Origin of the sequence: Sphingobacterium sp. E70 (genome assembly GCF_019285695.1) — a bacterium.
GTDB classification, from domain to species: Bacteria; Bacteroidota; Bacteroidia; order Sphingobacteriales; family Sphingobacteriaceae; genus Sphingobacterium; species Sphingobacterium detergens.
The window spans coordinates 4,126,502-4,140,951 of sequence record NZ_CP079104.1 but is presented as its reverse complement, the minus strand read 5'-3'; the positions used below and the strand labels follow the sequence as shown (position 1 = coordinate 4,140,951).

The window sequence follows — 14,450 nt, the reverse complement described above, 5'->3', positions numbered from 1 at the left end:
ACGCCTGACAAAGCTTTATTACCGCCAGTTGTGTAAGCAGCCTATTTGCGCGTCAGGCGCGACTCTTCTAAATCCAATGAATATTCCAAATCTTTGATGACATCACTGTCGTACTCTTTGCTTTCCTTCATCTTCGCTAATCCGTTGCGACGTACCACCAGAATTTCCAGCATAATTTTATTGTACAATCCCCTAACGGCTGATAGCTGTGCTCGGGTATCCTCTTCTTTGGCACGTTCAGATGCATTTATACTTCGGATGAGCTGTTCTTTTACCCGTGCAATTGTCTCGTACTCCATCATCTCCTTGGCATAGTGCTTATCGAGATAGGCAATAGAGTCTCTACCGAGCCTAACACGAATTTCATCAATCTGTTCTTCCATCGGCACATCTTCATCAACCTCCTCGATCTTGATCAATTTTATCAGCAGGGGCAGTGTAAGTCCCTGAAACACCAGAGTCACCAGAATAACGACAAAAGTGATAAACAAAATAAGATTACGATGCGGGAAAGCTGTTCCGTCATATAATGTCATCGGATAGCCAAGGCTGAGGCAAGCGAAACGACACCCCGCATACCAGCCCAACCGACGATCAAAGGCAGTTTCCACCCCGGGCCTTTTTCTCTGACACGGACTCTTTTGAACAATAAGCGCGGAACATAAGCCGAAAGATAAACCGCGACCAAGCGCAATACAATAACAATAACACAGATGGCTAAAGAAAAATCAATTGCCTCTTCCATCGAGTACTCACCCAATCCATTGATGATCACCGGAAGCTCAAGCCCGATCAGGATAAAAACAAAGCCATTCAATAGAAAACCTATTGTTGCCCAGACCTCCTTGGTTTGGATACGTGTATGGTAATTGAGATAATCACCTGCCCGGAAAGAAAGAAATAAACCACCACTAACGACTGCCAAGACGCCCGACCATTCAAAATGTTCAGCAACAATATACATCAGGTAAGGAGCAATCAGTGTAATCGGGGTCGATATACTGGAGGATTTAGCGACATAACGCAAGAAAAATATAAGATATGACCGATCACAAGCCCCACAACAACGCCCATGACTGACAGGACTAGAAATTGTGTTGTTGCCGTCCCCATGGCAAATTGCCCTGTTAGGATAGCGATGGAAGCAAATCGAAATACGGTCAAAGAAGCCGCATCGTTAACCAAACTCTCCCCTCCAGGATAGCAATACCCCGTTTGGGTATACTGACGCCTTTAATACTGAACTTGCGGCGACCGCATCCGGTGGCGAAATAATACCACCCAGCAGAAAACCTAAAGCCAGGGTAAAGCCCGGAATAATACTGACTGAAAAATAAGCGATTGCCAAGGATGTGAAAAAGACCAGACCAAAACCCATAATAAAAATGGATCGACGCCATTTCAGAAAATTATTCCAGTTGGTATACCAGGCTGCTTCAAATAACAAGGGTGGCAAAAATACCAAAAAGACAATATCTGGATCTATACTTATCACGGGTGCTCCAGGAATAAGAGAAATCCCTAAGCCCCCAATAACCAATAAAATGGGATAGGATATCTTTAAGCGCTGGCTGAGTACAAACAGCATCGCCATAAAGAAAAACAGCACCATTACCAGGAGTACATTATTATGTACTTCATGACCAAGCTTCCGCTGATAGCGGATTTAACGTCAGCATAAGGTGCAAGCATAGACAGATTATATTGTTGGATTTTCCAGTCATTGTCTATTTTGCTCAATACACCGGTACCCCTAAAGTACTTCGTGTTTATCTTAAAGGTTTCGTCAAACCAAGCCGTTGTACTGTCTGTATTAAAATGGACAGATCTGTTTTGGTAAGTATAGTTCCAGGCATACTTAGGGTTAAAATACTGTTCAGAGAATTTATCGCTATGGTTTTTATCCCAACGTTCCTCCCGATCAGCACCCAATATTACCGCATCTGCCGCAAGTGAATTGATAAAGGGGCCAAACTTCACCTCGCCTGAAGATTTATGCCAGGTATCTAATGTCTTATTGATTGCATCAATGGGTTCCTGGGCCATCAGGGGAACCGTAAATAAAAATAGACTCAAAAAACAATAAATCGCTATAAAGGTCTTTTTAATCATAAATTATGAAAACGTGTTTTTATTTTGTGGAAATATCTTTCCATGTAGATCATAAAACAAAAAGCTGCGGATGCAGCTTTTTGTTTTATTTAATTATTTCTTCGATCTCGCGAATGATTTTTTGCGCAATCTGCTCAGCGGCTTCCGGTGTTGGTCCTTCAGAGTAGATCCGAATGATTGGCTCCGTATTGGATTTACGCAAATGCACCCATTCGTTTTCAAAGTCTATTTTCAGACCGTCGATGGTACTGTGTTCTTCATTTTATATTTCTCCTCCATTTTTGCCAAAAGATTGTCGATATCCAGTTCCGGAGTCAGCGTAATCTTATTTTTGGACATGAAATATTGCGGTAGTGAAGCACGGTATTCAGAAGCTTTCTTACCCAGCTTAGCCAAATGTGTCAGAAAAATAGCTACACCTACCAAAGCGTCACGACCATAGTGTGAGGCTGGATAGATTACCCCACCATTACCTTCGCCACCGATCACAGCATCAACTTCTTTCATTTTAGTAACCACATTGACCTCACCAACAGCAGCAGCATAATATTCACCACCATGTGCTTTGGTTACATCGCGCAATGCACGTGTAGAGGATAAGTTGGAAACCGTATTACCTTTTTTATGTTGTAAGAGATAATCTGCAACTGCAACAAGTGTATATTCCTCACCAAATAGCTCACCATCTTCCATCATAAAGACCAAACGGTCTACATCTGGATCAACGGCAATGCCCAAATCAGCTTTATTTTCGATTACAGCAGCAGATAAATCTGTCAAATTTTCTTTTAAAGGTTCTGGATTATGCGGAAAATTACCATTAGGCTCACAGTGAATTTTATAAATTGTATGTACACCCAAAGCATCCAACAAGGCCGGGATAAATGTACCACCCGTACTATTCACCGCATCCAAAGCAACTTTAAAGTTCGCCGCTTTGATCGCTTCCTTATCCACATATTCCAATGCCAATACAGCATCAACATGTTTTTGTAGATAAGAATAATCTTTGTGTACTGAACCGAGTTCTTCCACAGCAGAAAAATCAAAATCCAGGGATTCTCCGAGGGCTAATACTTCCTGACCTTCCGCATCAGATATAAATTCGCCTTTCGCATTTAACAGTTTAAGCGCATTCCATTGTCCTGGGTTATGCGACGCTGTCAGGATAATACCACCTGCTGCTTTTTCCAGGGGAACAGCAATCTCTACTGTTGGTGTTGTCGATAATCCCAAATCAATCACATCAACACCGATACTTTGCAGGGTTCCGATAACCAGGTTGCTGACCATTTCGCCAGAAACACGAGCATCTCTTCCAACCACAATTTTCTTTATTCCGCTTTGCTTTACGATGATAGTTCCGTAAGCAGCTGTAAATTTAACAATATCTATCGGCGTAAGTCCTTCTCCTGCACGACCGCCTATCGTACCTCGTATTCCTGAGATTGATTTAATTAAAGTCATTTCCTTTGAATTGATTAACGTGTAAATTTAGCATTATGGCAATAAAATATCGAATTAAAATTATAATTATTGAATATTTAACGTATCTTTGTTGCAACAAAGTTGTTTTTAAAAGAAACAATCGTTTGCAATGAAATTATTTTTACTTTTGAAAAGCGAGTTTTTAAAAGTTTGGGAATTTTATTGTAATCAACAAGATTTATGATTCAACAATTAGTACACATCGACCAAGAAATTTTTCTTGCCATCAATCAAGGTTTAAGTAACCCTGTATTTGATTGGCTGTTGCCTATACTGCGTAATCCATACACCTGGGCTCCATTGTATCTATTTCTGGTTATTTTTTTCATTAAAACCTATGGAAAAACAGGCATACTGATTGTGGCGATGACATTGGTTACTTTTGGTATTTCCGATGGTATCTCATCTCATTTGATCAAAAAGACCGTCAAAAGAATCAGGCCCTGCAATGATGTGGAGTTTAAGGAAAATGTCAATATCCGGGTACGATGTGGCTCTGGATTTAGCTTTACTTCCTCTCATGCGGCCAATCACTTTTCCTTGGCTTTCTTCTGGATTGTGCTATTCCGAAGAAGATGGAAATATGTACTTTGGTTATGTATCGCCTGGGCATTCCTGATTTCAGTCTCTCAAATCTATGTTGGTGTTCATTACCCGTTTGACATACTCTGTGGCTCCGCGCTGGGAATCCTAGTTGGGTTGGCTACAGGCTATCTGTTTAAGCGGTTCGTGCCTAGCTTTTTTAAAACTGAACAAGTATAATGAATTCAATTTTATTGATTTTAATTTTATTCGTACCTGCATTTGCAAGTGGTATCGCTGTCTTTTTTGTACAGAAAAAAGGGACAAATTTTCTAAAATTGATCCTTTCATTTAGTGGAGCCTATCTATTCTCCATTACTGTACTGCATTTGATTCCCCATGTTTATCAGTCGACAAACACCTCACCCGAAATATTGGGTATCTATGTACTTGGAGGCTTTCTGTTCCAGTTATTCCTTGAGCAATTTTCGCAGGGAATTGAGCACGGGCATATCCATGCCGAAAATGAGCATGGTCATCACAGCCATAGTTTTCCGATCGGTATCATGTTTAGTTTATGTCTACATGCTTTCCTGGAGGGAATGCCATTGGCGGCAACACATCAGACCGAACTTGCATTAGGGATTTCGATCCATCATATTCCAGCTGCATTTGCCCTAGGCAGCATCTTGATTAGTACACATCTGAAAAAAATACGATTATCATCACACTGGCCCTATTCGCGGCTATGACTCCTTTCGGCTTTCTATTAAGTAAAGCGATTAGCGCCGGTGAGGTGGGGAATATTCAACAATATTTTGATAAAATCATGGCTGTGGTTATTGGTATATTTCTGCATATATCCACAACAATATTGTTCGAGTCCGGATCTATAGACCATCATAAATTCAACAAAAAGAAGATGATTGCAGTAATTGCCGGGGTGGCCATTGCATTGGCAAGTTTTGCTTTCGTCGGTGAACACGACCATGCACATGGGCATAATGGAGGCAATCAAGAACTGCATGATCATGATCATCATGACCACGACCACCATGACCATGCACATTAATTAGCCTCTTAGCTTGTCCAATAAAGCACTGAGCTGGATTGCTTCCTTTTCACTGATTCTATCGGATAAAATATCCGTCATCAGCATCGGCTCTTCGAGATTTTCAAGGATCTTCAGGCCTTTATCGGTGATAACCAGATCAACGGCGCGTTTGTCACCTCCCGATTGACAGCGGAAACAAGTCCTTTCGTCACCATCCGATCCATCATACGGGAGATATCGGGTGTTGTACTTAGCATTCTTGATTTGATCAGGTTATTGGTTGCAGGTTTTGGATATTGGCCTCGGAGGATACGTAAGACATTAAATTGTTTCAAAGTGATCCCTTCTTTGGCTGCTCTTTGTTCAAGTTCATTATTCAGCCAATTGTACGTATATAGAATGTTTACGGTACAACGATGCCATTCATTACTGAATTTACTTACTTTGATTTCGTCCTCGATTTTCATTTTGGTTGATAATTAATCCCTTTTTACCTGTAAAGATAGCTGTTTTTTGCGCTAAATACATAACTATGACATTAGAATCATTCTAAATGGTAGAAAATCTGTATATTTGGAGGATACAAAAAAATAGGTAGATGCGTAATAAAAATAGCTTAGATAAGCTAAAAAAAAGGGGAAAAAGCGGTGATTATTGATTTTGATTCGCACGATATTCCAGCTAAATTTTTCGAATTAGGTTTTGTGCCTGGTACTGAAGTAGAAGTGAAACATATCGCACCTTTAGATGGTCCTATATGTTTAAATATTATTGCTAATAACGCCTTGATTGCCATTCGCAAATCAGAAGCTAAAGTCATCCTTATTGATCAGAAATAATGAATAACCCGATTATTGCACTTTTGGGTAATCCAAATGTGGGTAAAACATCCCTTTTTAACCGGATTACAAAATTAAATCAGAAAGTAGGAAACTATCCTGGTATCACTGTAGAAAAACGTGAGGGACAAGTTAAAGCCAACAACAAAACCTATCGTATTATTGACCTTCCAGGAACCTATACCCTGTTTCCGAGTTCAATGGACGAAGAAGTCGTCTTCAATACCTTGGTCAACAAAGAAAACAGTTTTAGACCAAATCTTGTTATTGTCGTTGCCGAACCAACCAACCTGAAAAGGTCTGTCATCCTTTATCAACAAGCACGAGAGCTTGGTCTTCCGGCCATCTTCGTCATCAATATGATCGATGAGGCCAAAGAAAAAGGAATAAGTATAGATATCCCAAAGCTTGAACAGTTACTTAATACAAAAGTTTACGAAACAAATGCACGTACGGGGCAGGGTATCGATCAGCTGATCAAAAATTTCGATGCGACCCCGCCGATGTATGTCAGCAAATTTCAGTTACCCCAATAGCAAACGAAGCATTGGAAGAAACCAAACGATTGTTTCCTTTGGACACGGAGTACCATACCTGGCAGTATCTGGCTAAAGGTGAGGTCTCTTTTCTATCGAAAGAAAAAACGATTCGATTCAGCAAATTCGCGACAAGCATCAGTTAAAAGCGGAGAAACTACAGAAAGAAGAGGCCATCCTACGGAGCAAATCCTTAGATGGAAACTTAGCTGAAATCTACTCCAAGGACGATGCTTCCAACAAAAATAAAACAAACGCGATCGACAAAATATTGCTCCATCCAATCTTTGGGTATCTGATCTTCTTTGGTATTCTCTTCCTGATTTTCCAGGCGATTTATACCTGGTCAGGGCCAGCAATGGACTTTATTGATGGTCTCTTTGGCGATCTTGCCGCTTATACACAGACCACGCTTCCTGCTGGTCCGCTCACAGATCTGTTGAGCAATGGTATTATCAAAGGTATCGGCGGTATCGTGATATTTATCCCACAGATCGTTATTTTATACATTTTTATTTCCATTATGGAAGAGACTGGCTATATGAGCCGTGTGGTTTTCCTAATGGATCGTTGGCTCAGACCTTTCGGGCTAAACGGAAAATCCGTAATCCCTTTAATCTCTGGGGTGGCCTGTGCTGTACCGGCGGTCATGTCTGCACGTAATATCGAAAATGCAAAGGAACGACTTGTCACCATATTGGTCACGCCATTCATGACCTGTTCTGCCCGTCTACCCATTTACATCGTATTGATCGGATTGGTTATTCCAGACACCAAATATGCAGGATTTCAATTGCAGGGTATGGTTTTATTTGTCATGTATCTTCTTGGGATATTTGCAGCTTTGTTTTCGGCCATACTCCTGACCAAAATCATCAAATCCAAACACAAGTCTTTTTAATATTTGAGCTTCCGACATATAAATCTCCAGACTGGAAAAACGTTGCTTTAAATGTTTGGGAGAAAACTGCAAGCTTTGTATTCGGAGCAGGTAAGATTATATTGGCTATTTCTGTTATTCTTTGGGCTTTGGGTAGTTTCGGTCCAAACGACAAGTTTAGCAAGGCAAAGGAATATGTCACACAAAATAATCCCAACCTCTCCGGTGAGGATCTTGACCATGAGATCTCTTCTTACCGACTGGAACATTCCTTCCTTGGCTATCTTGGCATGGCAATTGAACCTGTTGTAGAGCCGCTAGGTTATGACTGGAAAATGGGAATCGGTTTGATCTCCTCATTTGCAGCGAGGGAAGTTTTGTGGGAACAATGGCAACCGTATACAGCCTTGGCGATGAAGTGGATATTGAAGATGAAGCAACCAAAACAACAGTATTAAGCAAAATGCGGAGCGAGATTAACCGTAATACGGGTTTACCGGCTTACAATTTTGCTTCCGGAATATCTCTTCTCTTATTTTATGCTTTTGCCATGCAATGTATGAGTACAATAGCAGCGGTAAAAAGAGAAACAGGATCGTGGAAATGGACATTAATTCAAGTTGGTTTTATGACAGGCCTGGCTTATTTCAGTGCCTTGATTGCTTATCAACTCTTAAAATAAACTAGCTGTGCAAGTGAGATAGATGCTTTCACAGTTTAAAAATAAAAGATCATGGATAATTTAACAGTACAATATCTCATCGTTGGAATTTTGGTGTTAGCGGCTGTATGGTATGTCGTTAGAAATGTCCGTAAATCACTGAAAGGTAAATCAGGTTGCTCCAAAGGTTGTGGATGCAGCTGCGAAACAGAGGAAAAACCACAGAAAGCAAATTAATTTATCTTTTACTGTATCATTTACAAACAAAATTTCGTTCTAAGGTGGAGTGGCCAAAAATCACACTAGCTACGAACAAATGAAACGCTACCATTCTCATGGTAGCGTTTTCTATTAAAACCTGTCTTTCAGCAGTATTAATCAAGATTGCTTTCTGGTCCAGTAAAAAGCAAAGCCTTAGCTGCATAAAATACCTAAGTGTTTTATTAACTTTATGCGCTTAGGTCAAAATGCTGTAGTAGCAAATTAAATAATTTGTAGTACTTTGCAGATAAACCAATTTTCATCTCAATCCCGTGTTGGAAAAGAGATGAGTAGAATATTCAGGATCAAGACTGATCCACACTAAATAAGTAACCGTATTAACCATACAAATGGAGAAACAGAATAACAAGGATTCGAAACAATTAAAAAGGGGACTTCAAAATAGACATATTCAGCTGATCGCTCTTGGTGGCGCCATCGGAACTGGATTGTTTCTTGGAATAGGAAAAGCTGCCACACTAGCGGGGCCAGCGGTGATACTTGGTTATGCCTTTGCAGGGATAATTGCGTTCTTCATTATGCGCCAATTGGGAGAAATGGTGGTTGAAGAACCCGTATCTGGTAGCTTTAGTTACTTCGCTAATAAATATTGGGGTTCTTTTGCCGGTTATGCCTCTGGCTGGAATTACTGGGTGCTCTATATTTTAGTGAGCATGGCCGAACTAACAGCTATTGGAGTATATGTCCAATTCTGGTGGCCGGAAATCCCACTATGGGGATCCAGCTTATTTTTTCTTCGCTATCAATGCCCTGAACCTTGCCTCCGTCAAAATTTACGGTGAGACAGAATTCTGGTTTTCAATCATTAAGGTTGTCGCTATTATTGCCATGATTGTCTTTGGTGTCTATCTCCTGGTTAGTGGCACCGGAGGTGAACAGGCCAGCCTGAGCAACCTCACTTCGCATGGTGGCTTTTTTCCAAAAGGCTGGTTTAGCCAGACTGGAGATGGCAGTTATGAAGGTCTACTATCCGCCATGGCACTGATTATGTTTTCTTTTGGCGGACTCGAATTGGTAGGTATTACCGCTGCCGAAGCCGAGCATCCAGAAAAAAATATCCCCAAAGCGACCAATCAGGTTATCTACCGGATCCTAATCTTTTATGTAGGCGCTCTGATTATCTTGTTTTCCCTCACACCTTGGACAAATATCACCGCGGATACGAGTCCTTTTGTATTGGTCTTTGACAAACTTAATGGTTTTGAATTTACCCTATTCGGAAAAACATTCTACTTCACAAAAATTATCGCAAATGCACTCAATCTGATCGTGCTCACCGCAGCCTTATCGGTATACAATAGCAGTGTTTACAGCAATAGTAGAATGCTCTTTGGACTTGCCGAACAGGGTAATGCGCCTAGGTTTTTGTCCAAGCTAAACAAAAACCATGCACCTATAAATGCTATTCTGGTTTCAGCTGTGTTTGCTGCGATCTGTGTCTTTATCAATTATGTTGCACCTAAGAATGCATTGGAGATCCTGATGTCGTTGGTTGTTTCTTCGTTGATCATCAACTGGGTAATGATTTCAATCACGCATTTATATTTTAGAAAGAACAAGGTCGATGCTCATGTAAAAACGAAATTCCCTTCGTTTCTCTATCCATTGAGCAATTATATCTGTCTGATCTTTCTGATCGCTGTGTTGGGTATCATGTGGGTAACAGGCATGAAATTGCCGGTTGAATTGATCCCAGCCTGGTTATTATTACTATATATTAGCTATATATTGATCAAAAGAAAAAAATAGGGATTGTAAATCAATTTTATCAGCCTCATAATTCTGGAGCCATCGATCTCCGGACGAAATAAAGGGCCAGATTCGTTTAGAATCTGGCCCTTTTGCAAAGAATGAATTAAATAATCAATCTTTATCGTTCTTTAATATACTCTAATCCAAGTAGTCCTGATCTAAAATTGCATATTCATAATTATCACTCCAACCGTCTTTTAAAGGCAAGATCTTTCTCCGATGAGCTTCCCTAATCATGCCTACCTTTTCCATTATCTTATAAGACGCGATATTTTCTACCGCACAGCCAGCTTCTATCCGATGGAGATTAAGTTGTCTGAATCCAAATTCAATTATTCGTTTTAATGCCTCTGTTGCATATCCCTTATTCCACATTTCCGGGACCAACTTAAACCATACTTCCGAATTTCTATATTTTACTTTTACAATACTGATATCAATCAGACCAACAAATTCCGCCCCCACAATAGTTTCAATATAAAAAGTATAGTTCTTTCTATCGTTGGATTCCTTTTCTTGTTCCGACCAGGTTTTTACCATTTGGGCGGTATCCCCTATCCCGTTAGGATGCCCGCTCGGATTAAATAAGGCCGTTTCCGGACACATTAATAAATAATGAATCTTTTCCAAATCTTCATTTTTCACTGTTCTTAACCGGAGTCGTTCTGATATAATTTCCATTTTTTAAATTACACAAATAGCGTAATTTTCAGCGCTCATTTGACAATAATAACTAAAACAAGCCCAACTGCAACCCTGCATCGGGCAAGCGGAAAAGATCCCTCTCAGGGGCGGAAGCACCCGTTATTCATATATTTCTTCACAGAAAGCTTAAATAAATGCTGCAGGCTCTCTGCCATATTGCCGTCCCCTTTATACGCCGTCCGAAATCAGTGTCATTAATTTTTCCGCCATGACAAGCCTCGATCCAATGCAATACCTTCTCGGCGCGATCGGGATAATTCTGATACAACCAATCTTTAAATATACCACCGATCTGCCCGTTGAGTCTAACAATGGTATAAGAGGCGGTAATTGCGCCCGCATCTGCTCCCGAACGGATCAAATCTGAAATCTCGTCGCTGTTGATCCCGGGAACGATGGGTGCCATCATCAGCATCACGGGTACACCTATCCCCGTCAGTCCCTCAATGAGTTTTAAACGGGCCGAGGCAGTAGCGGTCCTGGGTTCCATTTTTGACGAACCTCCTCTCTTAGGGAATTAATGGTCACAGCAACGGATACCAGATTCAGTGCTGCAAGCTCACGCAAGAGGTCAAAATCCCTTCGCATCAATACATTCTTGCTGATGATGGAAACTGGATTTCGATATTTTAGCATCAATTCTAAAAGCGATCGTGTGATCCCCAATTTCCGTTCGATAGGTTGGTAGCAATCGGTATTGCCTGAGAGCATAATCAAATCAGGCTGGTAACTCGACTTCCGAAACTCATGCTCCAGGAGTTGAGCAGCATTGTGTTTGACCAGGATTTTGCGCTCGAAGTCTAATCCGGCGCTAAAGCCCCAGTATTCATGTGAATTGCGGGCATAGCAGTAAATACAGCCATGCTCACAGCCCTGATAGGGATTGATTGACCTTTCAAAGCGCAGGTCTGGACTATTGGATTTGGAGATAATGGACTTCGGGTGCGTCGGAATAAATTGCGTTTTTGGCCCCAAGAAATTCCTCATCCAAGCCTTCAATATGCTCCTGCACATACTGGTTGGAAAAAAATTTGTTATTGGGATTGATCTGTGCCCCTCTGCCCTTAAAATATTCTGACGGATTCATAAGTTAAAATTACTAAAATTATTAGTAAATAGAAAATAAAAAAATCTGTCTTTTTATATTCTCATTTAAACGATTATGGATACAATTTTGGCCACTTATCCATGTTCCAGATATAGATAAGATGAGCTGCTTCAATTATTCGTTGTAAATGCCGATGGAACTCATTCAGATAATCATCGCCCCTACTATCATCTGCACAGGTATAATCCATACTCACCACCAACCACCAATAAAGTGCATCCCGTACATGGGGCAGATTATACGTTTCCCATAACTGATAAAACACCTTTAGTGGATTATAACGCTCGTCTTTATCAAGGTAGATTAGATTATAAGCTTCCCACTGAAACTGTTTGGGATTATGAGAATTATTAAAATATCTTATAGCATTGTTCATTTCGTCTTTATCCGGCATAAAAGTTTTACTATGCATCTTATAGCGATGTCGAAGTTCGGAATCTGGCATCCAGTAACTTTTATCCAATCGACAAATCATAAAGACACCTTCAATCAAAATCTCTATAAATTCGTAACGAATGAACGTTCTTAACGTCTGCTCATTATTCATTCTATAAGATGGTCTGATTGCAGCCTCCTTCCACTCATCAAGGTGTTCTCTCCAAGCCGGGAAATTCTCCCAACCAAAGAAAAGATTAATTACATTAAATGGATTACCGATCTCCTGCGGATGCAATCTCCGCGGGAAATAGTCATAAGGTGTAGGGTTTGCAAATGGCATAGTTAAACAATTATTTTTCCTCCACTAGATTGCTATTCATAAACTCTCTATTCAATGCATATAGAATCTCCATAAGTTTGTTTATACTTGATTCGAGCTTTTCAAAATGCTCAATACTGTAATATTGACCCTTGGTTTGAAGCGCGTAATACAGAGCGTCTTCCAATGTCATTCTTCGATAATGAAACCAATCATTCGCTTTGTAAAAATTATGAAGTGATTTTCTAAGATTAGATTGTTCTTCTTTGCTCAAAAAAGTTAATACTTCTTCCTTGATATTCACTTTTGTTATGTCGAACTCCGAGTCCATCCGAGCCGGATCCAGCCAATGTTCCGGCATATCTTTGGTGTAAAGAATAAGCCAACCAATCTCAAGAAGTTGGCCGATATCTTTATATAAGCCTAAAAGCGTTGCCGGCTCATCCTTACTATAGATTTCTGTTTGGATTTTAGCGCAATACATCCAATATGAAAATTTGTTTTTAATTCCGAAAGTTCATATCCTGTAAACAAATATGCCAATAGAAGAAACGGGTTATAACCGTCATACGTTTCAGAATAACAATTTAACATCATATAGTCAATACGAAATAACTGAGAATTCGGAGGGTAAAATAATGGACAAAACACAAAATCATCCATTAAATAACAGGCCTCAAACAGGCGTTGTAGATGACGAGAAGTTTCGGTTGGAGTATAATCATAGCATTCACTTATAAGCCCTTTCCCTCCCACGGAAAATTCCGCCCATTTATCCATTAACTTCAACCAATTTATCACATCCAGTTGGTTGAAAAAATCATCAAACACCAGAAAGAAATCCCGACATTCATATTCATTTATCAACGTTATTTTATCTTCAAAATGTCTTTTGAAAGAAATACGATATTGATGAAATTCTGAAATATTCTTCTTTTTTAAGGCATAAGGGTTCGGCTTCCATTCCATTCCAAGATACTCATGTTTGAACTCCATACGGTTCCTTTTTTGCAACACACACCATGCTTCTTCAATAATCTTTTTAATTTCCGAGACGAACGGTAAAAGTCTTGGTCAACCAAATGAGTCTCGCAATAATTATTGGAAATCACCTGGACAAGTTCTTCAATCTTTTTTTCCATTCAACTAGGCTATGCTGGCAATATAAACTACGTAAATCGTCAAACAAATAGTCCATTTTATCATCTTCGTCCTCAAAAGCATCAGGAAAAAAGTTAAAATCTGTATTCATAATAATTCATATTAAATTTTTAATCAAAATCTTAAGATAATTACAATACTAAAACCTTACGTTTAGACAAAGCGGTGGCTGCAGATACCAAACAGTATCTGTTTCTAAAGTCTTTTTATATCGTTGTTTGTTTAGTCTTTAATTGGTTGCTGGTTCCATTAAAACCTTCAAATACACTTTGGCATCATCCTCGTTACCATAAATCTTATAATAACACGCCCAGTAAGTCCAATTCTGAGGACAATCACTCTCGGTTAGTAAATATTTGCCGAGTATTTTTATATATTATCTATACAAATGTACTAATAAAATTTTTATATAAAAATAAATTGTAAATATTTTCTATACAAATAGAAAGAAATATAATACAGATACTCACCTTTGATTCACCTGATAAAGATTACGATACCATCTTGGTATCGCTTTCGACCCTCTATCTTGAAAAAAGAAGTAGATATGCACTACTACTTAATTCGGTTGACTTAAATCCTGCCGGCATAATAGCAGCACAACCTTATGAAACTAGCGTAGCACGATCGTTTACACCGGTTGTAAAATAAAA

At 39.6% G+C, this 14,450-nt stretch carries 22 protein-coding genes and 2 pseudogenes; 11 read left to right on the top strand and 13 right to left on the bottom strand.

Features of this window, described 5'->3' with window-relative positions:
- Window positions 1–41: 41 nt before the first annotated feature.
- The 6 genes and pseudogenes from KUH03_RS29160 to glmM all read right to left on the bottom strand — a co-directional run bounded on the left by KUH03_RS29160 (window position 42) and on the right by glmM (window position 3,579).
- Window positions 42–611, bottom strand: a complete 570-nt coding sequence (locus tag KUH03_RS29160) for a hypothetical protein (protein ID WP_257087897.1) — start codon at window positions 609–611, stop codon at window positions 42–44.
- The gene (locus KUH03_RS29155) at window positions 533–1,027 is read right to left on the bottom strand and encodes a cation:proton antiporter (RefSeq protein WP_257087896.1); all 495 of its coding nucleotides are present in this window, start codon (window positions 1,025–1,027) and stop codon (window positions 533–535) included. The genes KUH03_RS29160 and KUH03_RS29155 overlap by 79 nt, the downstream gene beginning before the upstream one ends.
- Window positions 979–1,185 carry a hypothetical protein gene (locus KUH03_RS29150; protein ID WP_257087895.1) on the bottom strand — a complete coding sequence of 69 codons (207 nt, stop codon included), beginning with the start codon at window positions 1,183–1,185 and terminating at the stop codon, window positions 979–981. The genes KUH03_RS29155 and KUH03_RS29150 overlap by 49 nt, the downstream gene beginning before the upstream one ends.
- Complete coding sequence (locus tag KUH03_RS29145; protein ID WP_257087894.1) at window positions 1,178–1,612, bottom strand: cation:proton antiporter; 435 nt, start codon at window positions 1,610–1,612, stop codon at window positions 1,178–1,180. Before KUH03_RS29145 ends, KUH03_RS29150 begins: the two co-directional genes overlap by 8 nt.
- The gene (locus tag KUH03_RS29140) at window positions 1,612–2,046 is read right to left on the bottom strand and encodes a nuclear transport factor 2 family protein (protein ID WP_257087893.1); all 435 of its coding nucleotides are present in this window, start codon (window positions 2,044–2,046) and stop codon (window positions 1,612–1,614) included. The genes KUH03_RS29145 and KUH03_RS29140 overlap by 1 nt, the downstream gene beginning before the upstream one ends.
- Window positions 2,047–2,197: 151 nt before the next feature.
- A pseudogene (gene glmM / locus KUH03_RS29135) lies at window positions 2,198–3,579 on the bottom strand (phosphoglucosamine mutase).
- Window positions 3,580–3,780: 201 nt separating this feature from the next.
- On the opposite strand from glmM, the gene KUH03_RS29130 reads away from it, so the two are divergent.
- Genes KUH03_RS29130 through KUH03_RS46960 form a run of 3 tightly spaced genes read left to right on the top strand, consistent with a single transcriptional unit; the run spans window position 3,781 to window position 5,194 of the window.
- Window positions 3,781–4,362: a phosphatase PAP2 family protein gene (locus tag KUH03_RS29130; RefSeq protein ID WP_120259090.1), complete on the top strand. Its 582-nt coding sequence runs from the start codon at window positions 3,781–3,783 to the stop codon at window positions 4,360–4,362.
- Window positions 4,362–4,874, top strand: a complete 513-nt coding sequence (locus KUH03_RS46965) for a ZIP family metal transporter (RefSeq protein ID WP_306429214.1) — start codon at window positions 4,362–4,364, stop codon at window positions 4,872–4,874. The genes KUH03_RS29130 and KUH03_RS46965 overlap by 1 nt, the downstream gene beginning before the upstream one ends.
- Window positions 4,871–5,194, top strand: a complete 324-nt coding sequence (locus KUH03_RS46960) for a hypothetical protein (protein ID WP_306429213.1) — start codon at window positions 4,871–4,873, stop codon at window positions 5,192–5,194. Before KUH03_RS46965 ends, KUH03_RS46960 begins: the two co-directional genes overlap by 4 nt.
- A gap of 113 nt (window positions 5,195–5,307) precedes the next feature.
- Here the strand turns inward: KUH03_RS46960 and KUH03_RS29120 are convergent, their stop codons facing one another.
- A complete protein-coding gene (locus tag KUH03_RS29120) occupies window positions 5,308–5,643 on the bottom strand; it encodes a MarR family transcriptional regulator (protein WP_257087892.1) in 336 nt (111 codons plus the stop codon).
- Between the two features lie 180 nt (window positions 5,644–5,823).
- Between KUH03_RS29120 and KUH03_RS29115 the strand changes: the two genes are divergently transcribed.
- The 8 genes and pseudogenes from KUH03_RS29115 to KUH03_RS29075 all read left to right on the top strand — a co-directional run bounded on the left by KUH03_RS29115 (window position 5,824) and on the right by KUH03_RS29075 (window position 10,123).
- Entirely contained in the window at window positions 5,824–6,015 is a 192-nt protein-coding gene (locus KUH03_RS29115; RefSeq protein WP_257087891.1) for a FeoA family protein, read from the top strand.
- Window positions 6,015–6,551: a FeoB small GTPase domain-containing protein gene (locus tag KUH03_RS29110; RefSeq protein ID WP_257087890.1), complete on the top strand. Its 537-nt coding sequence runs from the start codon at window positions 6,015–6,017 to the stop codon at window positions 6,549–6,551. Before KUH03_RS29115 ends, KUH03_RS29110 begins: the two co-directional genes overlap by 1 nt.
- Before the next feature lie 11 nt (window positions 6,552–6,562).
- Window positions 6,563–6,697: a hypothetical protein gene (locus KUH03_RS29105; protein ID WP_257087889.1), complete on the top strand. Its 135-nt coding sequence runs from the start codon at window positions 6,563–6,565 to the stop codon at window positions 6,695–6,697.
- A 125-nt stretch (window positions 6,698–6,822) separates the two neighbouring features.
- Window positions 6,823–7,452 (top strand): nucleoside recognition domain-containing protein, encoded by a 630-nt coding sequence (locus KUH03_RS29100; RefSeq protein WP_257087888.1) that lies wholly within the window; start codon window positions 6,823–6,825, stop codon window positions 7,450–7,452.
- Between the two features lie 101 nt (window positions 7,453–7,553).
- A complete protein-coding gene (locus KUH03_RS29095) occupies window positions 7,554–7,889 on the top strand; it encodes a nucleoside recognition domain-containing protein (RefSeq protein WP_257087887.1) in 336 nt (111 codons plus the stop codon).
- Window positions 7,850–8,113, top strand: a complete 264-nt coding sequence (locus KUH03_RS29090; RefSeq protein WP_257087886.1) for a nucleoside recognition domain-containing protein — start codon at window positions 7,850–7,852, stop codon at window positions 8,111–8,113. The genes KUH03_RS29095 and KUH03_RS29090 overlap by 40 nt, the downstream gene beginning before the upstream one ends.
- 51 nt (window positions 8,114–8,164) lie before the next feature.
- A complete protein-coding gene (locus KUH03_RS29085) occupies window positions 8,165–8,329 on the top strand; it encodes a FeoB-associated Cys-rich membrane protein (protein ID WP_257087885.1) in 165 nt (54 codons plus the stop codon).
- A 374-nt stretch (window positions 8,330–8,703) separates the two neighbouring features.
- Window positions 8,704–10,123 (top strand): annotated as a pseudogene (locus tag KUH03_RS29075) (amino acid permease).
- Between the two features lie 141 nt (window positions 10,124–10,264).
- On the opposite strand, the gene KUH03_RS29070 reads toward KUH03_RS29075, so the two are convergent.
- The 6 genes from KUH03_RS29070 to KUH03_RS29050 all read right to left on the bottom strand — a co-directional run bounded on the left by KUH03_RS29070 (window position 10,265) and on the right by KUH03_RS29050 (window position 13,632).
- The gene (locus tag KUH03_RS29070; protein ID WP_257087882.1) at window positions 10,265–10,807 is read right to left on the bottom strand and encodes a GNAT family N-acetyltransferase; all 543 of its coding nucleotides are present in this window, start codon (window positions 10,805–10,807) and stop codon (window positions 10,265–10,267) included.
- A 139-nt stretch (window positions 10,808–10,946) separates the two neighbouring features.
- On the bottom strand, window positions 10,947–11,321 hold the full coding sequence (locus KUH03_RS46950; protein WP_306429212.1) for a hypothetical protein: 375 nt from the start codon (window positions 11,319–11,321) through the stop codon (window positions 10,947–10,949).
- Window positions 11,285–11,818 (bottom strand): radical SAM protein, encoded by a 534-nt coding sequence (locus tag KUH03_RS46945; RefSeq protein WP_306429211.1) that lies wholly within the window; start codon window positions 11,816–11,818, stop codon window positions 11,285–11,287. The genes KUH03_RS46950 and KUH03_RS46945 overlap by 37 nt, the downstream gene beginning before the upstream one ends.
- Window positions 11,819–11,991: 173 nt before the next feature.
- Complete coding sequence (locus tag KUH03_RS29060; RefSeq protein ID WP_257087881.1) at window positions 11,992–12,657, bottom strand: hypothetical protein; 666 nt, start codon at window positions 12,655–12,657, stop codon at window positions 11,992–11,994.
- A gap of 10 nt (window positions 12,658–12,667) precedes the next feature.
- Window positions 12,668–12,997, bottom strand: coding sequence for a hypothetical protein (locus KUH03_RS29055; RefSeq protein ID WP_257087880.1), 330 nt, complete (start codon window positions 12,995–12,997; stop codon window positions 12,668–12,670).
- 62 nt (window positions 12,998–13,059) lie between these two features.
- Window positions 13,060–13,632, bottom strand: coding sequence for a hypothetical protein (locus KUH03_RS29050; protein ID WP_257087879.1), 573 nt, complete (start codon window positions 13,630–13,632; stop codon window positions 13,060–13,062).
- Window positions 13,633–14,450: the final 818 nt, after the last annotated feature.